This is a genomic window from Frigidibacter sp. MR17.24 (genome assembly GCF_037095655.1).
Taxonomy (GTDB): domain Bacteria; phylum Pseudomonadota; class Alphaproteobacteria; order Rhodobacterales; family Rhodobacteraceae; genus Frigidibacter.
This window is the reverse complement of sequence record NZ_JBAWKE010000005.1, coordinates 30,404-49,955: the sequence shown is the minus strand read 5'-3', so window position 1 is coordinate 49,955 and position 19,552 is coordinate 30,404. Positions and strand designations below refer to the sequence as shown.

Sequence of the window (19,552 nt, the reverse complement as noted above, 5' to 3'; positions counted from 1 at the left end):
GCGCGGGGACGGCGTCCTTTTGTTGCTCCTGCACCGATCGCGCCGATGCGCTTGCGCCGGGTCGGCCCGCGTGCTGGTCTGACCCCGACCGAAAGAGGGAGTGCCGGCCATGCCCGCCTATACCGAACCCAGCCTGAAACTCACCGCCGAGGGGGCGAAGACCCTGCTCGCCGCGGCCGAGGCCCGCGCGCGCGAGATCGGCGTCGGCCAGAACATCGCCGTCGTCGATGCCGGCGGGATGATGCTCGCGTTCCTGCGGATGGACGGGGCCAAGAACCTGTCGATCCTGTCGGCCACCGCCAAGGCCGAAACCGCGGCCTCGCAGCGCCAGCCCACCGGCCGGATCGCGGCCGAGACCGAGGTGAAGATGGCGCTCGCCACCGGCACGCGGGTGACGAACCTGCCCGGCGGCCTGCCGATCATCATCGACGGCCAGCTGGTGGGCGCGGTCGGCGTCGGTTCGGGCACCGGGGCGCAGGATGTCGACTGCGCCAATGCCGGCCTGCGGGCCATCGGCGCCCAGACCTTCGAGTGATCGGGCCGCCGGAAAAGACCCTGAACCCCTGAAACAGACCCTGTTTCCCGGCGCCGCTCAGTCGAAGGCGCCGGGATGCATCTCTTCCCAGAACGCCTGGATCGCCTCGGCGTTCAGGGCGCTCATCCAGCCGTGGCGCTCGAAATCGTCGCGCTCGGCCCCGGCCAGCCGGCTCAGCACCATGCGCCGGTCGGCATCGCGCTGGGTCGGGCTGCGCGCGGCCACCAGCTCCTGGATCCGCTTCAGCCGCCCCGCGCGCTCCGACAGCGGCGCCTCGGGCCCGGCGGCGGGTTTCGCGCCGAAACCGGACCGGAGCGCGGCCGAGAGATAGCGCACCGGGTTGCGCACCCCCTCCTGCGCATCGACATAGTCGAGCCGGCTGGCCAGTTGCGCCTCGCCATGCTCGGCGATCCACTGCCGCGCCAGCCGGTCCGAGGCGCCAAGCCGCACCAGCCGCGCATAGATGTCGGACTTGCGCACCCCCTCGCCGTCGTCGAGGTCCAGGATCGACAGCTGCGGGTTCTCGGCGATCAGGAAGCGGATGTCGGTGACGCTGCGGCCCATCTTCCGGGTCTCGGGCGTGACGATGATGTTCGACGAGCGGTTCACCTCTTCGACCGCGGGCTTGATGATCTTGGCGTTCAGGTGCTTGAACACCTCGTAATAGGCACTGTCGTTGACGCCCATCAGCCGCCGGAAGGTGTCGAGCGGCCACCAGCCGGTCGATCCGGTGCGCACGAAGCGATAGCAGTTCTCGTAAAGCGCCAGCGCGTGACCCGAGGTGAAGCGGCGCTGGATGTTGAGGTTGATCAGCGCGAAGACCTTGGGGTCGTGCAGCTTCTCGGCCAGCGCCGGGGAATAGGCGTATTCGCAGACCCCGCCCTTCAGCTTGGCGTAGCTCAGAAGGCTCGACACCCCCCATTCCTGGCGCCCCTGCTCGTCGAGCATGTCCCACTCGGCCACAGTCTCTGCCAGCCCGCGCAGAGACTGTTTCAGCGTCTCCATGTCGTTCGAGTTGTAGCCGATCATCAGGCACAGCGTGCGCGCGTCGATCCGGTGCACCGCCTGGCTGACCAGCGTGTCATAAGCATTGAGCAGCAGCACGTTCGACAGCCGCCGCTGCAGCAGCGTCAGCTTGCCCGAGACATGGATCGCCGCCACGTGCTTCTTCACCGCGCCCCGGCGCAGCGCGCCCGTCAGCCGCTCGCGCGGGATGTCCTCGTCCATGCCTGCCCCTCTGCCCCGGTCCATGGCCCGCTGCCGCCGCGGGTCTCGTTTCGGGCAGTCTACCGCGTCGGGTACCCGCCGACAACGCCCCGACTGGCACCTTCACAGGCACCCGTTTACGGGATCGCCCGGCGCGACCGTGCGGCGAAAGGCACCCGTTTGCAGGATGGACCCCTGCCCTGCCCCCGCCCTTGCCCTATGCGCGACTCGCAGAAAGGGTCTTTTGCGGCCCAAACCGGCCCGGGAACCGCGAATCGGCACCGCAGATCCCGGAATCGGGTACCCCTGGACCCGCTCCCGGGTGCCCGATGTCCTGCAAACGGGAACCTTTCTGGCCGCAAACCCTTGGAATCCCGCGATCATCCCGTGCCAAAGATTCCATAGATCCAGAAACAAGACGAAACCGTTGCGGCCGGTTTCGCTGCAAAACCTCGATTTTCAGGGGCTTCCGCCTTCCGTGATTCCTTTCGGCCCGGGGATGTGCGAAGAATGCCCGCATATCAGAAGAAACCGCGCACATGCCCCACAGGGACAGCGCGAGCAGAGGCAGGACCGAGGATGAGCAAGCCCGACCTCCCCCCCTATTTCGGCATCGACCCGGCCGAGGCCGCGACGACGCTGGGCCAGCCTATCGACACCCAGCGATTCGCCAAGGCCGCCGCCTTCGCCACCCGCGGCCGCGACGATCTCGCCCGCCGCGGCTATGCCCCGGACGGCCAGAAGCGGCTGCGCAAGTTCTCGACCTGGGAGGTCACCAAATACCTGATCCCGATCGCGCCCGCGCATCTGCGCCGGGTGCTGAAGGCCAATCCCGACCTGCCGCAGGGCTCGGGCGAAGGCGGGGCGAAGTGGTTCACCCTCGAAGAGGTGCTGCAGCTGCGCGACCATTTCGCGACCGAGGGCGCGGGCTGGCGCGAATACAAGGCCTGGCGCCCCGAGGGGCTGCCGGCGAAGGTCGTGGCGGTGGCGAACTTCAAGGGCGGGGTCGGCAAGACCTCGACCTGCGCGCATCTCGCGATGTCGGCCGCGCTCGACGGCTACCGGGTGCTGGTGATCGACCTCGACAGCCAGGGATCGATGACCTCGATCATGGGCGGGCGCGTCGCCGACGAATGGCAGACCGCTTTCCCGATGCTTGCGCGCGACTTCGCCCTGCACCTGACGCGCGAGAATGCCGTGCGCGCCGCCGCCGGCCAGGCCGAGCTGCCGCTTGACGAAACATTAACCGAGGCGCTTCAGGTTTCGCCGCGAAACCTGATCCAGAAGACCCACTGGCCGAACATCGACCTGATCGGCGCGCAGCTGAACCTGTACTGGGCCGAATTCCAGGTCCCGGTCTGGCGGATGCAGATGCGCAGCTGGGCGCTCTGGGACAGTCTCGGCAACGCGCTTTCAGAGGCGGGGATCCTCGATGACTACGACATCGTGCTGCTCGATACGCCGCCGGCGCTCGGCTATCTCACGATCAACGCGCTGGCCGCGGCCGACATCCTGCTGGTGCCGCTCGGGGCCTCGTTCCTCGAATTCGACTCGACGGGGCGGTTCTTCGACATGATCTACTCGACCTTCGCCTCGATCGAGGAAGGCGAGAACCGGGCCCGGCGCGACGCCGGCCTGCCCGAGATCGGCTTCCAGTGGGACGCGGTGCGCGCGCTGATCACCCGCTTCGACCCGGCGCAGCAGACCGACCTCGCCAATGTGGTCCAGGCCTATTTCGGCGACTTCATGACCACCTTCCGCCAGGAGGTGACCGCGATGGTCGGCCAGGCCGGCGAGCAGGTCTCGGGCATCTACGAGACCGATTACCGCAACTTCAACCGCGACACCTATGTCCGCGGGCGCGAGACCTTCGACCGCACCTGGGCCGAGGTGAAGGAAGTGATCCTCGGGACCTGGTGGCGCGACATGAAGCTGGCCGAGGCCGACGGCCCCGCCCCGGCCGCCACCGGGCCTGCCAGCATCCCCCCCGGCGAAAGGACTGAATGATGGCCAAGCGTCCCCGCCTCGAAGCCCCCAGCGCCGACGACCTCGCGCGGCTGGAAGACGAGTTTCGCCGCGAAACCGTCGCGCGCAATCCGCTCGCCGCGCCGATCGCCCAGGTCGCGGCCGACAGCGCCCAGGCCCATGACGCCCGCTCGGCCGAGGCCCGGGCCGAGATCGCGCGCGACCGCAGCGATGCCGAGCGGCTGCGCGCGGCCGAGACCGCCGGGCTGGTCATGGTCGAGATCGCGCTCGAGGAGATCGACGCCGACGCGATCGTGCGCGACCGCATGGCGCTCGACGAGGCCGAGATGACCGAGCTGCAGATCTCGATCTCGGAACACGGGCTGCGGCTGCCGGTCGAGGTCTTCGAATTCGCCGATCCCGCCGGCGGGCCGCGCTATGGCCTGCTGTCGGGCTATCGTCGCCTGCGCGCCTTCCACACCCTGCGCACCCTGTCGCGCAATCCGCGCTACGACCGGATCCGCGCGCTGGTGCGCGAACCCGAGGCGATGGGCGGCACCTTCGCGGCGATGGTCGAGGAGAACGAGGTCCGCTCGAACCTCAGCCAGTACGAACGCGGCCGCATCGCCGTGCTCGCCGCCCATCAGGGCGCGTTCCACAATGTCGAGGCCGCGGTCGACGCGCTGTTCTCGGTCGCCTCGAAGGCCAAGCGCTCCAAGATCCGGTCCTTCGCGGTGATCTTCGAGGAACTGGGCGACATGCTCGCCTTCCCCGACGCGCTGCGCGAAAAGGACGGGCTCCGGCTCGCGACCGCCCTGCGCGAGGGCCACGGCCCCCGCCTGCGCGAGGCGCTGGCCGAGTCGATGCTCGAGACCCCGGCCGAGGAACTCGCCGCCCTCGACGAGGTGCTCGAAAGCCTCGCCCCGGCCGAGCGTGACCCCGCCCGCGGCGGGCGGCCGAAGGCGCCGGCACGCACGGCCGCGAAGACCCGCAGCCGCAGCCTGCCCACCGGCTTCACCCTCACCTCGGGCCACGACGCCCGCGGCTGGTTCATCCGCCTCGACGGCGACCGGGTCAGCGCCGACCTGGTCGAGGCCGCGATGCGCCAGCTCGAACACCTGCTCGGCCCCGCCTGACCCGCCCCCCCTGCATGACCCGCCCCCCGGTTTCGCGGCGAAACCCGGGGGCGGCGATCGCCGCGTCGGACCTGACTCGCGGCGCTCATCCGTGCTAGCCTCGATCCCGCCGCAAGCTGCCTCCCTCCCTCCCCGCCAGAGGAGACGACATGAGCCGCATCGCCTATTTCGCCGACCTGATGGGCACGCTGTTCGAGCGCCGCCCCGCCCGCGCCGCGCTCCCCAGCCGCACCCCGGTCGAGGATCTCTGCGCCCAGCTCCTCTCCCCGCAGGGCGAGGTCTCGGGCATGAAGATCGCCCGCGACATCCTCTCGCATTACCGCGCCATGGCCCCGCAGGAGCGGCTGGCCTTCTTCGCCCATCTCGGCGCCGCGCTCGATCCCGATGTCGCGGCGGTGACGGCGGCCGCCGCGCGCTATCGCGACAGCGGCGACCCCAAGGCGCTGGCCGAGATGTGCCGCGCCGCCGAGCCGCCCCGGCAGGAACTGCTGCGCCGCCTCAACCAGGCCCCCGGCGCCACCGAAGAGCTGGTGGGCATGCGGCTCGATCTGCTGCGCCTGATGCCGGACGCGCCGGAACTTGAAAAGATCGACAACGATTTCAAAAGCTTGTTCGTCAGCTGGTTCAATCGCGGCTTCCTCGTGCTGCGCCCCATCGACTGGCGCACCCCCGCCAACATCCTGGAAAAGATCATCCAGTACGAGGCGGTGCACGCGATCCACAGCTGGGACGACCTGCAGCGCCGCCTGCGCCCGGCCGACCGGCGGTGCTTTGCCTTCTTCCACCCGGCGATGCCCGAAGAGCCGCTGATCTTCGTCGAGGTCGCGCTGACCCGCGGCATCCCGAACTCGGTCCAGGCGCTGCTGGCCGAGGCGCGGGCCCCCCTGGCCGAGGCCGAGTGCGACACCGCGGTCTTCTACTCGATCTCGAACTGCCAGGAGGGGCTGCGCGGCATCTCCTTCGGCAATTCGCTGATCAAGCAGGTGGTCGAGGAGCTGCGCCGCGACCTGCCCGGGCTCGGGACCTTCGTCACCCTCTCGCCGGTGCCCGGCCTCGCGCGCTGGCTCGCGCAGGTCGCGCCCGACCGCCCCGAGGCGCAGGCGCTGCTCGACAGCGCCGCCGGTGGCGCCGCCGCGCCCGGGACGCAGGCCCATATGCAGTCTCAGGCCCAGTCCCTGCGCCGACTGGCGGCCGAATACCTTCTGACCGCGAAGGGCCGGGGCGATCTGCCCGCCGACCCGGTGGCGCGGTTCCACCTTGGCAACGGCGCGGCGCTGCACGACATCCATGCCGGCGCCGACACCAGCGCGAACGGCCTGCGCCAGTCCTGCGGCGCGATGGTGAACTACCTCTACGACCTCGCGCAGGTCGAGCGCAACAACGAGCGCTTCGTCACCGCCAAGACCATCGCCGCCTCGAAGCCGGTGCAGGCACTGCTGGCCGAGGGCCGCAGGGGCGCCCGCAAGGCCCAGAGGACGGGGCAGCCGGCCCCCGATACGGCCGCCGACACGGCCGCCGGGAAGACGACCGGAAAGGCCGCCGGGAAGGCCACGGCGACGGACGTCGCGACGTCCGCCCCGGCGGACGCCGCGGCCGCCGGCAAGAGGGCCGGCTGACAGGCCGCGCCGCAAGACCAGGGAGAGAGAGACCAGGACCATGACCAACCCGCTGCACGACGCCCTCGTGGCCCCGCTCGCCGACCGCGCCGCGCCGGTGCTGACCGATGCCGGGGGCGCGACCCTGACCGGCGCGGCCCTGCACGCGGCCACGATGGCCTTCGCCGGCGCGCTCGACGACCTTGGGCTGCGCCCCGGCGACCGGATGGCGGTGCAGGCCGACAAGAGCCCGGCCGCGCTCGCCCTCTACCTCGCGGCGCTGACGACGGGGGTGGTGTTCCTGCCGCTCAACACCGCCTACACCGCCGACGAGGTGGCGTATTTCGTCGAGAATGCCGGCGCCGCGCTCATGGTCGGCGACCCGGCGAAGGCGGCGGCGCTCGCCCCGATCGCCGCGCGCTTCGGCGCGCGGTTCGAGACGCTCGACGGGGCAGGGCAGGGCACGCTCGCCACGGCCGCCGGCACCGCCGCGCCCCGCACCGCCGCCACCCCGCGCGGCCCCGCCGACCTGGCCGCGATCCTCTACACCTCGGGCACCACGGGGCGGTCGAAGGGGGCGATGCTGACGCAGTCGAACCTGCTGTCGAACGCCCAGGTGCTGGTCCGGGCCTGGCGCTTCACCGCCGCGGACGTGCTGCTGCACGCGCTGCCGATCTTCCACACCCACGGTCTTTTCGTCGCCACCAACGTCTCGCTGCTGTCGGGGGGCGCGATGATCTTCCTGCCCGGCTTCAAGGCGGGGCAGGTGATCGACCTGCTGCCGGGGGCCACGGCGATGATGGGGGTGCCGACCTTCTACACCCGGCTTCTGGACGAGCCGCGCTTCGACCGGGCGCTGACCGCGCACATGCGGCTCTTCACCAGCGGATCCGCGCCGCTTCTGGCCGAGACGCATGTCCGGTTCGAGGACCGCACCGGCCACCGCATCCTCGAGCGCTACGGCATGACCGAGACCAACATGACGACCTCGAATCCCTATGACGGCGAGCGGCGCGCGGGCACGGTCGGCCCGGCGCTGCCGGGGGTCGAGCTGAAGATCACCGATCCGGCCACCGGCGCCCCGGTGCCGCGCGGCGAACCCGGCATGATCGAGGTGCGCGGCCCCAACGTCTTCGCCGGCTACTGGCAGATGCCCGAGAAGACCGCCGAGGAGCTGCGCCCCGACGGCTTCTTCCTGACCGGCGACATCGGCACCGAGGATGCCGAGGGCTACGTCACCATCGTCGGGCGGCAGAAGGACCTGGTGATCACCGGCGGCTTCAACGTCTACCCCAAGGAGATCGAGCTTCTGCTCGACGAGCAGCCCGGCGTGCTGGAAAGCGCGGTCGTCGGCGTGCCGCATCCCGATTTCGGCGAGGCGGTGGTGGCGGTGGTCGTGCCCGCCCCGGGCGCGCGGCCCGACCCGGCGGCGCTGGCGGCCGCGCTCGCGGTGAGCCTGGCGAAATTCAAGCAGCCCAAGCACATCGCCATCCTCCCCGAGCTGCCGCGCAACACGATGGGCAAGGTGCAGAAGGCCCTGCTGCGGCGCGACCTCGCGCACCTCTTCGTCCCCGCGAAGGCCTGAAGGCGGCCCCGAGGCGCCCCTGCGGCCGCTTTCGCATTGGCCCAAATATCCCGGGGTCCGGGGCAGCGCCCCGGTCCGCCGCCCCCACCCGCACGCCACCCACCCGCCGCCCGCGGTTGCGTTCCCGCCGCCGCGCCCCCATCTTCCGGCGCAGCCCCCCCGTGGCCACGCCCGACCACGCCGGGTCGCGTCCGGCCGCGGCGGGTGGCGAAGATTGCCAAGCGCGCGCCCGTCGGATAGGGGAACGCGTTCCTTGCGCCCGATGGAAGACCCTCGCCGATGGCTGCCAAGACCAAAATGCGACAGACGCTCGACACCTCGCTCCTGTGGCGCCTGCTCAAGGACGGGGTCGGGGGGCTGCTGCACCTCTACATCCCCGCCGCGATCGCGATGTTCGTCGTCGGCTTCTCCTCGGCGATGACCGCCTTCTCGATGGAGATGATCGTCAACGCCATGACCGGCGCCTCGGATGCCTACGTGCTCGGCGTCGGCGGGCTGGTGTTCGGCGTCTTCGTGGTCAAGGGCGTGTCGATGTACGTGCAGATGACCACGCTGGCGCGGGCGGGCAACCGCATCGTCGCGACCCAGCAGATGCGGCTCTACCGCAAGCTGCTGTCGCAGGGGATCTCGTTCTACAATGCGCACGAGACCTCGGACCTGCTGACGCGGATCACCCAGGGGGCGGATGCCGCGCGCAACATCATCAACGTCATCGTCACCGGCTTCGCCCGCGACCTGATCACGCTGGTGGGCCTGCTGTGCGTGATGTTCTACCAGCAGCCGCAGCTGTCGCTGTTCTCGCTGATCATGGTGCCGGCGATCTTCTACGGCCTGCGCATGGTGCTGCTGCAGGTGCGCGAGATCATGTCGAAGGAACTCGCCTCGCTGGCCGAGATCATCAAGGTGATCCAGGAGACGTCGCTGGGGATCCGCGTGATCAAGATCTTCAACCTCGAGGACCGGCTCGAGGCGCGGATGGACAGCGCGGTCAAGGGCGTCGAGACGCGGTCGAACGCGATCGCGCGGCTCGAGGCGCTGACCATGCCGATGATGGAGGTGGTGACCGGCCTCGTGATCTCGGCGGTGGTGGTGATCTCGGGGATGAAGCTTCTGGGCGGGGCCACCGCCTCGCCGGGGCAGCTGATGAGCTTCGTCACCGCGCTGATCATGGCCTACGAACCCGCGAAGCGGCTCAGCCGGATGCGGGTGACGATCGAATCCTCGATGGTCGGGCTCAGGATGCTGTTCACGCTGCTGGACATGCCGGTCACGATGACCGACCGCGAGGGCGCGCGGCCGATCCGGGTCGACCGCGGCGAGGTCAGGCTCGACCAGGTGGGCTTCCACTACAAGGAGGGCACGCCGACGCTGCGCGGGCTGAACCTGACGATCCCGGCGGGCGAGACGATCGCGCTGGTCGGCGCCTCGGGTGGCGGCAAGTCGACGATCATGAACCTGCTGATGCGGTTCTACGACGTGACCGAGGGCGCGATCCGCATCGACGGCACCGACATCCGCGACGCGACCCTGTCGAGCCTGCGCGGCGTGATCTCCTATGTCGGGCAGGAGACCTTCCTGTTCTCGAACACGATCATGGAGAACATCCGCTCGTCGCGGCCCGAGGCCACGGATGACGAGGTGATCGCGGCGGCGCGGGTCGCCCATGCCCACGACTTCATCACCGAGATGCCGCAGGGCTATCAGACGCCGGTGGGCGAGAACGGGCTGTTCCTGTCGGGCGGCCAGCGCCAGCGGCTGTCGATCGCGCGGGCGGTGCTGAAGGGCGCGCCGATCCTGCTGCTGGACGAGGCGACGAGCGCGCTCGATGCCACGTCGGAGCGGCTGATCAAGGAGGCGCTGGCCGAGATCACGCGCGACGTCACCACGGTGATCATCGCGCACCGGCTGTCGACGGTGATGCAGGCCGACCGGATCTACGTGCTCGAAGCGGGCCGGGTGATCCAGGACGGCCCGCCGGCCGAGCTGATCGACGCGCCGGGACCGTTCCGCGATCTTTATCTGCAGCAGTTCGGCGGCCCGACCTCGCCCGAGGTGCAGGACGGCCCGCATGCGGTGCTGCAGGACGCGGGCGAGGCGGTCCGGCTGATCGGCAACGACTGACCGTCGCGCGCGCCGGGGCGAAGAAGGTGATGGAGCCTTCCGCGCCACGGTGATACTCCTCGCCCAAAGTATGAACGGCGGCGGCCGTCGTAGCGGGAATGGTACCATGGGGATCTGGAGGTCGATTGTCCGGCGCACCGCGCTTGCGCGCGGGTTTCCGCCCCGGCACGCCCTGCGCATCGTCACCGGCCCGCGCGAGCTGCGGCGCGAGATCGAGCACGGGGTGATCTGGGCGCGCACGCCGCCGCGCGACATCGCCATCGGGCCGCTGTTCCGCCTGGCGCACCTGCGCGACGCCCGGCTGCTGAAGCCGCGCTGCGGGCCGTCGCTGGCGCGGCGGATGCGGGTGGTGGCGCTGGCCTGCGACCTGCTCGACGCGGACTGGTACGCGGGCATGCACGGCCTGCGCGGCCGCTCGGCGGCACTGCGCCACTTCCTGACCGTCGGGCTCGAGGCCGGCCTTGCGCCCGGGCGCGGCTATGCGGTGCGGCACGCCGATGGCCGCACGGACCCGGGCCTGACGGACTGGGCGATCGAGCTGTTCCGCGCGCTCGGCCTGCCGATCGGGCCGCTGGTCGCGCCGCTGGCCGCGCCGGCGGGCGGCGCGGACCCGGTGGCGGACCCGATCGCGGACCTGTCGATCGCGGGCACGGTCGCCGGGCCGGTCGCGGTCGTGGCCGCCAGCTTCGGCGCCGCGGCGCGGATGGCGCCGTTGCCGGCGGGATGGGACGGCGCGGCGGCCTTCTTCCTGATCACCGACCGCCCCGACGAGGTTCCGGCCCCGTGGCAGCCGGTGACGGCCAGCTTCTACCATGTCGATCCGCGCCGGCGGCTGGCCTATTACAAGACCCACCTGCCGATCTTCTTTCCGGGCTTCGACTGGGTGGTCTGGACCGCCGAGGGGCTGCTGCCCGCGGGCGGGCCGCAGGCGCTGCTGGACGGGGCAGGGGGGCACGAGCTGGTGCTGCGCCGCCATCCCGCCCGCCGCAGCCTGCGCGAGGAGGCCGTGACCTGCGTGTTCGAGCGCAGCGAGCCGCCGCGGGTGATGCGCGCCTATCTTGCCAGCTTCGCCTCGCACCCGGCCTTCACCGCCGGCGGGCTGTTCGACACCGACGTGCTGGCGCTGCGGCCGGCCTCGGCGGCGGTGCGGCGGATGTGCAGCCTGTGGTGGCGCACGATCGCCAACGGCGCGGCCTCGGACCGGCTGTCGCTGCCGATCGTGCTGGCGGCCGAGCCCGCGCTCGAGCCGCGGGTGCTGCCGGCGGCGGGCGGGGCGGCGATGCTGTCCGCGCCCCCGCGCATCGACTACTGGGAGCGCTGAGGTGGAGGTGATGCGCGGCCATCCGGTGCCCGGGACAGACCCGGGGCAGGGACCCGGTGAGGGTCCGGGCCGGCTGAGCGCCGACATCGTCGTGTGCGTGCACAACAGCCCCGAGGACGTGCGCCGGTGCCTGGCCGCGGCGGTGCGCACGCTGGCGCCGGGCGACCGGCTGATCGTGATCGACGACGGCTCGGCCGACGAGACCCGCGGGATCTGCGCCGCCGCCGCGGCCGCCGCGCCCGACCGCGTGGTCCTGGTGCGCCACGACTGCGGTTCGGGCTTCACCCGGGCGGCGAATGCCGGGCTGCGGCTGTGCCGGGCCGGGATGGTGGTGCTGCTCAACAGCGACACGGTGGTGCTGCCCGGCTGGCTCGACCGGCTGGCGGCGGCCTTCGCGCGCCACCCGCGGATCGGCATCGTCGGGCCGCTGTCGAATGCCGGCGGCTGGCAGTCGATCCCGGGCTTCGGCGACGACGGCTCGCCGCCGATGAGCCGGGTGCCGAGCGACGACGCGACCCTTGCCGAGATCCAGGCCTGCTGCGAGGCGCTGGCGCGGCGCCACGCGCCGCCGCTGCTGGAGCAGGTCAACGGCTTCTGCCTGGCGATCCGGGCCGAGGTGCTGCGCGACGTCGGGCTGCTCGACGAGGTCAATTTCCCGCGCGGCTATGGCGAGGAGGTCGATTTCAACTTCCGCGCCCAGGACGCGGGCTATCTGTGCACCGTGGCGCTGGACTGCTTCGTCTACCACGACAAGACGAAAAGCTACACGCCCGCGGCGCGCGCCAAGCTGATCGCCGAGGGCAGGGCGGCGGTCGACCGGCTGCATGGAGCCCGCCGCGTCCGCGCCGCGGTCGAGAACAGCCGCAGCCACCCGGTGCTGGCCGCGATCCGGGAGGAAACCCAGACCCTGTTCGCCGCCCGCGGCTGGATCCTCGGGCAGGACAGCGACACGCCCTGAGCCGGGCCGGTCAGTCTTCCGCCGGTCGGCCGAAGACCTGATCAAGGTAGATCTCGCCGGACCGGACCACGTGGTCGCGCATCGCGGCCTCGGCGGTGGCGACGTCGCCGTCGATGATCGCGAGGCCGACGCGCGCGTGTTCGGCGAAGGCGCGCTCGCGCTCGCGCGGGTTGGCGTGGATGACCTTGCGGGTCTCGGCGTCATAGACCCGCTGCCGCTCGATCAGCCGGCGCAGGTAGCGGCCGTCGGCGATGTCGTGGATGCGGCCGTGAAAGCGCGCGTTCAGCCGCACCAGATCCTCGGCCGAGCCGTCGCGGGTGGTCTCGCGCATCTCCTCGATCAGCGTCCGCAGCGCCTGCGCCGCCTCGGGCGTGATCCGCTGCGCCGCAACGCGGGCGATCATCGATTCGAGCGCGGCGCGCGCCAGCACCATCTCTTCGGCCCAAGGGCGGTCGAACAGCACCGTGACCCCGCGCCGGGCGTGCACCTCGACCAGGCCGTCGGCCTCGAGCTGGCGCAGCGCCTCTTTCACCGGGGTGGTGCTGACCCCGAGCATCTCGGCCAGCTGGCGCTCGTTCAGGCGCTGAAGGGTGCGGAAGCGCCCCTTGAGGATCGCCGCGCGCAGCGCCTGGTGCACCTGGTCGCGCAGCGACATCACCGTCAGGCGGTCGAGCGACGGTGCGCCGTCGTCGAGGGTCAGGGAGAAATTCTCGGCATCCATGCGAAGACTCGGGTTGACCTAACTGAAATATCACGATTGATATATCAGATACCAGCCGCCGGCAAAAGCGGAATCGACGGGGTGCGGGAGGCGCGGCCGTCACGGTCCGCGGCGCTGGTGGACTGCCAAGGCCATCCGGGGAGGGATGGCGCAGGATCAGGAGGAGGATCCGCCGTGAAGACATTCCGAACCGCCAGGATGCTGATGGCCGGGGTCGCGGGGCTTGCCCTGCTGGCCGGGGCCGCCCGCGCCGAGGACGTCACCGTCGTGCTGCCCGAGCAGCCCTCGGGGCTGGAGCCCTGCCAGTCGATCCGCAACAACATCGGCCGGGTGGTGAACATGAACCTGACCGAGACCCTGACCATCGTCGACCCGGCGACCGGCCAGGTCGAGCCGCACCTGGCCACCGCCTGGGAGCAGGTCGACGACAAGACCTGGCGCTTCACCCTGCGCGACGGCGTCGCGTTCTCGGACGGGACGCCGATGGATGCCGAGGCGGTCGCCACCTCGATCAAGCGGCTGATGAACCCGAACCTGACCTGCGACAGCCGCTCGAAGTTCGGGGATGTCACGCTGACCCCGACCGCGGTCGAGCCGAACGTGCTGCAGGTGGTGTCGTCGATCCCGAATCCGATCATGCCGACGCTGATGAGCACGGTGCAGATCGTGGCGCCGGCGGTGCCGTTCGACGCGGTGACCAACGACCCGATCGGCACCGGCCCCTACACGCTGGCCGAGATGACCAACGAGAAGATCGTGCTGGCGCGCAATCCCGACTACTGGGGCGAGACGCCGGCGGTCGAGACCGCGACCTTCGTCTGGCGCAGCGAGAGCGCGGTGCGCGCGGCGATGGTGCAGTCGGGCGAGGCCGACCTGACGCCCAACATCGCGGTGCAGGACGCCACCGATCCCGAGACCGACTTCGCCTATCTGAATTCCGAGACGACGCGGATGCGCATCGACATGCAGTACCCGCCGCTTGACGACGTGCGGGTGCGCGAGGCGCTCAACATCGCGATCGACTGGGACGGGATGGGCGAGGCGCTGTTCGGCGAGGACGTGCTGCGGGCGTCGCAGATGGTGGTGCCGGGCGTGCTGGGCCACAATGCCGACATCAAGCCCTGGAGCTATGACCCCGAGCGCGCGGCGCAGCTGATCGAGGAGGCCCGCGCCGACGGCGTGCCGGTCGACACGCCGATCGTGCTGATCGGGCGCAACGGCTTCTTCCCGAATTCGGGCGAGTCGCTCGAGGCGATGCAGGCGCTGTGGTCCGAGATCGGGCTGACGATCGAGATCCGCAACCTCGAGGCCGCGGACTGGGTGCGCTATCTGGACAAGCCGTTCCCGGGCGACCGCGGACCGACCCTGTTCCAGCAGCAGCACGACAACAACACCGGCGACGCGGGCTTCACGATCCCGGTGATGTACACCTCGAACGGGCAGTATTCGACCGTCGCCAACCCCGAGCTGGACAAGATCATCCTGGACGCGATGACCCGGACCGGCGCCGCGCGCGAGCAGGGCTTTGCCGAGGCGGCGCGGATGGTGCACGACGAGATCATCGCCGACGTGCCGATGTACCACATGATCGGCTACTCGCGGGTCAACCCGCGGCTGGACTGGGTTCCGGACCTGACCACGAACGGCGAGATCCGCATCTCGGGCATCAAGTTCAAGCCGTGACCGCCCGTCCGGCGCCGCCCGCCGCGGCGCCGGACCCCGCGTCCGCATGGGTCGTCGCGACGGCCCGCCCCCAAGGGAGGTGACCCGCGTGTTCAGCTACATCTCGCGCCGCACGTTCCAGAGCCTGCTTGCCGTGGTCGGCCTGCTGGTGCTGGTGTTCTTCCTCGCCCGGCTGACGGGCGACCCGGCCTATCTGTACCTGCCGCTTGATTCCACCGAGGCGCAGCGCACCGCGTTCAACGAGCTGAACGGTTTCGACCGGCCGCTGGTCGTGCAGTTCGGCGCCTATCTGGCCGACGTGGTGCGGCTGGATTTCGGCACCGCGCTCAGCCGCAACCGGCCGGCGATGGAGGTCGCGCTCGAGGCGTTTCCGCAGACGCTGAAACTGGCCGCGATCGCGATGAGCCTGGCGCTGGCGGCGGCGGTGGTGATCGGCGCGCTGACCGCAGCGCGGCCGGGCACCGCCTTCGACCGCACGGCCACGACCTTTTCGCTGGCCTGCGCCAGCGCGCCGGATTTCTGGGTCGCGATCACCGCGATCCTGGTGTTCTCGGTGTCGCTGGGGATGCTGCCGACCTCGGGCACCGGGTCGCTGCTGCACTGGATCATGCCGATCGGGGTGCTGATGCTGCGCCCCTTCGGCCTGCTGACGCAGGTGGTGCGCGGCCAGATGCTGGGGGTGCTGAGCGCGGCCTATGTCAAGACCGCGCGGGCTTCGGGGATCGGCGGGCGGCGGGTGCTGTTCGTGCACGGGCTGCGCAACGCGCTGCTGCCGGTGGTCACCGTGGCGGGCGACCTGACCGCGGGGCTGGTCAACGGCGCCGTGGTGATCGAGACGATCTTCGGCTGGCCGGGCATCGGCAAGACGATGATCGACGCGATCATGAAGCGCGACTTCGCGCTGATCCAGTCGACCGTGCTGGTCACAGCCGTCGCGATCTTCCTGCTCAACATCCTGATCGACCTGATCTACGCGGCGCTCGATCCGCGGATCCGGCACGAGGCCACCTGACATGACCGATGCCATCGACCTTGGGGCCGCGCCGAAGCCGCGCAGGGTCCGCACCTACAGGCTGCTGTTCGCCGACGGGCTGGCGACCGCGTCGGTCTGCTTCCTGATCCTCGTGCTGCTCATGGCGGTCTTCGGCCCGATGCTGATCGGCGGGCTGGCCGAGAAGCCGAACTTCCGCGCCCGCAACATGGCGCCCTTCAGCCTGGAACAGGGCTGGGCCTTCGTGCTGGGGGCCGACACGCTTGGCCGCTCGATGCTGGCGCGGCTGGTGGTGGCGGCGCGCAGCACGCTGGGCATCGCGGCGGTCGCGGTGCTGTGCTCGATGGCCCTGGGCGGGGCGCTGGGGCTGGTGGCGGGCTATGCCCGCGGCTGGGTCAGCACCGTGATCCTGCGGCTGACCGACATCGTGATGAGCTTTCCGTCGCTCTTGCTGGCGCTGATCGTTCTCTACAGCCTCGGGCCGTCGATCCTGAACCTGGTGCTGGTGCTGGCGATCACGCGGATCCCGGTCTACCTGCGCACGACCCGGGCCGAGGTGCTGGAGGTGCGCGAGCGGATGTTCGTCACCGCCGCCACCGCGCTGGGCGCGAGCGACCGGCGGCTGGTGGTGCGCCACATCGCGCCGGTGGTGCTGCCGACGCTGCTGACGATCGGGGCGATCGACTTCGCGACGGTGGTGCTGGCGGAATCCTCGCTGTCCTTCCTGGGGCTCGGGGTGCAGGCGCCCGAGTTCACCTGGGGATCGATGGTGGCGACGGGGCGGGGCTATCTGGCCACGGCCTGGTGGGTCGCCTTCTGGCCGGGGCTCGCGATCCTGATGACGACGCTGTCGCTGAACATGCTGGCCAGCTGGTGGCGCACCTATTCCGATCCGCACCAGCACTGGCGGCTGGAGCTGGCCGCCAAGGGATACAGGGCCAAGCGCAGGGGGGCAGGCAGATGACGGCCGCGGACACCACGCCCATCATCACGGTCGAGGGGCTGACCGTCGATTTCCACAACGCCACCGGCGCGCAGCGCGCGGTCGAGGACGTGAGCTTCGAGGTGCGCCCCGGCGAGACGCTGGTGATCCTGGGCGAGAGCGGCTCGGGCAAGTCGGTCAGTGCCTCGGCGATCATGGGGCTGATCGACATGCCGCCGGGCGAGATCGTGTCGGGGCGCATCCTCTTCGGCGGGCGCGACATCACCGATCTGACCGAGGCCGAGCGGCTGGAGGTCAACGGCTCGCAGATCGCGATGATCTTCCAGGATCCGCTGTCGCACCTGAACCCGGTCTTCACCGTCGGCTGGCAGCTGTGCGAGATCCTGACCTACCACCGCCGCTGCGGCCGGGCCGAGGCGCGGCGGCGCGCGGTCGAGATCCTGACGCGGGTCGGCATCGCCGATGCGGCGGCGCGGATCGACGACTATCCGCACCAGTTCTCGGGCGGGCAGCGGCAGCGGATCATGATCGGCATGGCGATCGCGCTGGGGCCGAAGGTGCTGATCGCGGACGAGCCGACGACGGCGCTGGACGCGACGGTGCAGGCGCAGGTGCTGGAGCTGCTGAGGTCGCTGCAGCGCGAGGAGGGGCTGGCGATCATCATGATCACCCATGACCTCGAGGTCGCGGCCGGGATGGCCGACCGCATCGTGGTCATGACCGCGGGCCGCGTCGTCGAGGCCGGCCCCGCCCGCGCGGTCTTCGAGCGGCCCGAGCATCCCTATACCCGCCGGCTGATGTCGGCGCTGCCGCACGGGCTGACGCGCGAGGGCGCGCCCGCCGGCGCCCGCCCGCCGGTGCTGGAGGTGCGCGCGCTGACGAAGATCTACGGGCTGGTGCCGGGGCAGGCGCCGACCCCGGGGATGCTGCGCGCCGTCGACGGGGTCAGCTTCACGCTCGGGCAGGGGCGCACGCTGGGCATCGTCGGCGAGAGCGGCTCGGGCAAGTCGACGGTCGCGCGGATGCTTCTGCGGCTGACCGGCGCCACCTCGGGCGAGGTGATCTTCGACGGGCGCGACGTGCTGACGCTGGACCGGGCCGAGCTGTTGCGGTTCCGGCGCCGGGTGCAGATGGTGTTCCAGGACCCCTACAGCTCGATGAACCCGCGGATGAGCGTGTTCCAGATCATCTCGGAGCCGTGGATCATCCACCCCGAGATCCTGCCCCGGCCGCGCTGGGCCGAGCGGGTGGGCGAGCTGCTGGAGATGGTGGGGCTGCAGCGTGGCCATGCCGCGCGGTTCCCGCACCAGTTCTCGGGCGGGCAGCGCCAGCGCATCGCCATCGCCCGCGCGCTGGCCTGCGAGCCCGAGGTGATCGTCTGCGACGAGGCGGTCTCGGCGCTGGACGTGTCGATCCAGATGCAGGTGATCGAGCTTCTGTCCGACCTGCGCGACCGGCTGGGCCTGTCCTATGTCTTCATCACCCACGACCTGCCGATCGTGCGCAACTTCGCCGACGAGATCCTGGTGATGAACCGCGGCCGGGTGGTCGAGTGGCAGGAGACCGCCGCGCTGTTCGCCACCCCGCGCGAGGCCTACACCCGCCAGCTTCTCGAGGCCGCGCCGCGGCCGAAATGGGCCGCCGAGTGACCGCCGGCCCGCCCCTTTCGCCCGCGACCCGCCTCCGTCGGGCCCGCTTCCACCGGGCCGGCCCGATCTGGCCCGGCCACCTCTCCCCTCCACTTGCACCGAAAGGTTTCAGACATGGCTGACGCACGCCTGCAGACCGCGCTGAGCGGCATCTCCGGCATTCTCGTGACCCCGTTCGACGCGGCCGACGCGCCCGAGCCCGCGCGCCTGCGCCCGATCGTGGACCGCGCGATCGACGCCGGGGTCCACATCCTGGTGTCGAACGGCAACACCGGCGAGTTCTACGCGCTGACCACCGACGAGGCCGAGCGCATGGTCGCGGCCACGGCCGAGCTGATCGACGGGCGCGTGCCGCTGCTGGGCGGGGTCGGGCGCGGGATCAAGGATGCCTGCCGGCTGGCGCGGGCCTCGGCCCGGGCCGGGGCGAGCGCGCTGATGATCCACCAGCCGCCCGATCCCTTCGTCGCGCCGCGCGGCGTCGTCGATTACATCCGCCGGGTGGCGGAGGCGGGCGAGGGGCTGCCGCTGGTGCTGTACCTGCGCAACGACGCGATCGGAACGAAGGCGATCGCCGACATCTGCGCGATCGAGGGCGTGGTCGGCGTCAAGTGGGCGACGCCGAACCCGATGAAGCTGTCCGAGGCGATGGCGGCCTGCGACCCGGGCATCGTCTGGGTCGGCGGGCTGGCCGAGACCTGGGCGCCGCCGCTGTACGCCGTGGGCGCGCGCGGCTTCACCTCGGGGCTGATCAACCTGTGGCCCGAGCATTCGGTGGCGATCCACCGGGCGCTGGACGCGGGCGACTATACCGGGGCCGGGCGGCTGATCGCCCGGATGGCCGCCTTCGAGGAGGTCCGCGCCGAGGAGATGAACGGCACCAACGTCACCGGCGTGAAGACGGCGCTGGCGATGATGGGGCTGGACTGCGGCCCGACGCGGCCGCCGTCGGCCTGGCCGCTGACCGAGCGGCAGGCGGCGACCCTGCAGGGGCTGCTGCAGCGCGAGGGCCTGCTGCGCGCCGACGCGCTGGCGGGCTGACAGTCCGGCGGGCCCGCACCCGGTCCCGCCGTCCCCCGGCCGCGCCGTGACCCGGCGCGGCCGAGCCCGACCGGTCGCCGGACGCCCGGAGCCGAGCCCCGGGGC

15 protein-coding genes are annotated in these 19,552 nt (G+C 71.1%); 13 read left to right on the top strand and 2 right to left on the bottom strand.

The window, feature by feature from the left end:
- Positions 1-109: 109 nt before the first annotated feature.
- Positions 110-535 (top strand): GlcG/HbpS family heme-binding protein, encoded by a 426-nt coding sequence (locus V8J39_RS16085; protein ID WP_336461960.1) that lies wholly within the window; start codon positions 110-112, stop codon positions 533-535.
- Between the two features lie 57 nt (positions 536-592).
- Here V8J39_RS16085 and V8J39_RS16080 read toward each other — a convergent pair whose 3' ends face one another.
- On the bottom strand, positions 593-1,762 hold the full coding sequence (locus tag V8J39_RS16080; RefSeq protein ID WP_336461959.1) for a replication initiation protein: 1,170 nt from the start codon (positions 1,760-1,762) through the stop codon (positions 593-595).
- 558 nt (positions 1,763-2,320) lie between these two features.
- On the opposite strand from V8J39_RS16080, the gene V8J39_RS16075 reads away from it, so the two are divergent.
- The 7 genes from V8J39_RS16075 (at position 2,321) to V8J39_RS16045 (ending at position 12,422) form a co-directional block, all read left to right on the top strand.
- Entirely contained in the window at positions 2,321-3,748 is a 1,428-nt protein-coding gene (locus V8J39_RS16075; protein ID WP_336461958.1) for an AAA family ATPase, read from the top strand.
- The gene (locus V8J39_RS16070; protein WP_336461957.1) at positions 3,748-4,842 is read left to right on the top strand and encodes a ParB/RepB/Spo0J family partition protein; all 1,095 of its coding nucleotides are present in this window, start codon (positions 3,748-3,750) and stop codon (positions 4,840-4,842) included. Before V8J39_RS16075 ends, V8J39_RS16070 begins: the two co-directional genes overlap by 1 nt.
- Positions 4,843-4,991: 149 nt before the next feature.
- On the top strand, positions 4,992-6,458 hold the full coding sequence (locus V8J39_RS16065) for a malonyl-CoA decarboxylase (RefSeq protein WP_442902605.1): 1,467 nt from the start codon (positions 4,992-4,994) through the stop codon (positions 6,456-6,458).
- 40 nt (positions 6,459-6,498) lie between these two features.
- Positions 6,499-8,022 carry an AMP-binding protein gene (locus V8J39_RS16060; protein WP_336461956.1) on the top strand — a complete coding sequence of 508 codons (1,524 nt, stop codon included), beginning with the start codon at positions 6,499-6,501 and terminating at the stop codon, positions 8,020-8,022.
- 279 nt (positions 8,023-8,301) lie between these two features.
- A complete protein-coding gene (locus V8J39_RS16055) occupies positions 8,302-10,143 on the top strand; it encodes an ABC transporter ATP-binding protein (RefSeq protein WP_336461955.1) in 1,842 nt (613 codons plus the stop codon).
- 106 nt (positions 10,144-10,249) lie between these two features.
- Positions 10,250-11,464: a hypothetical protein gene (locus V8J39_RS16050; RefSeq protein WP_336461954.1), complete on the top strand. Its 1,215-nt coding sequence runs from the start codon at positions 10,250-10,252 to the stop codon at positions 11,462-11,464.
- A gap of 10 nt (positions 11,465-11,474) precedes the next feature.
- Entirely contained in the window at positions 11,475-12,422 is a 948-nt protein-coding gene (locus tag V8J39_RS16045; protein WP_336461953.1) for a glycosyltransferase family 2 protein, read from the top strand.
- Between the two features lie 10 nt (positions 12,423-12,432).
- Here V8J39_RS16045 and V8J39_RS16040 read toward each other — a convergent pair whose 3' ends face one another.
- Complete coding sequence (locus tag V8J39_RS16040) at positions 12,433-13,143, bottom strand: GntR family transcriptional regulator (protein WP_336461952.1); 711 nt, start codon at positions 13,141-13,143, stop codon at positions 12,433-12,435.
- A gap of 174 nt (positions 13,144-13,317) precedes the next feature.
- On the opposite strand from V8J39_RS16040, the gene V8J39_RS16035 reads away from it, so the two are divergent.
- The 5 genes from V8J39_RS16035 to V8J39_RS16015 all read left to right on the top strand — a co-directional run bounded on the left by V8J39_RS16035 (position 13,318) and on the right by V8J39_RS16015 (position 19,447).
- A complete protein-coding gene (locus V8J39_RS16035) occupies positions 13,318-14,826 on the top strand; it encodes an ABC transporter substrate-binding protein (protein ID WP_336461951.1) in 1,509 nt (502 codons plus the stop codon).
- Between the two features lie 88 nt (positions 14,827-14,914).
- Entirely contained in the window at positions 14,915-15,838 is a 924-nt protein-coding gene (locus tag V8J39_RS16030; protein ID WP_336461950.1) for an ABC transporter permease, read from the top strand.
- A 1-nt stretch (position 15,839) separates the two neighbouring features.
- Positions 15,840-16,781, top strand: coding sequence for an ABC transporter permease (locus tag V8J39_RS16025; RefSeq protein ID WP_336461949.1), 942 nt, complete (start codon positions 15,840-15,842; stop codon positions 16,779-16,781).
- A complete protein-coding gene (locus V8J39_RS16020) occupies positions 16,778-18,409 on the top strand; it encodes an ABC transporter ATP-binding protein (RefSeq protein ID WP_336461948.1) in 1,632 nt (543 codons plus the stop codon). The genes V8J39_RS16025 and V8J39_RS16020 overlap by 4 nt, the downstream gene beginning before the upstream one ends.
- Before the next feature lie 114 nt (positions 18,410-18,523).
- Positions 18,524-19,447 carry a dihydrodipicolinate synthase family protein gene (locus V8J39_RS16015; protein WP_336461947.1) on the top strand — a complete coding sequence of 308 codons (924 nt, stop codon included), beginning with the start codon at positions 18,524-18,526 and terminating at the stop codon, positions 19,445-19,447.
- Positions 19,448-19,552 lie beyond the last annotated feature (105 nt).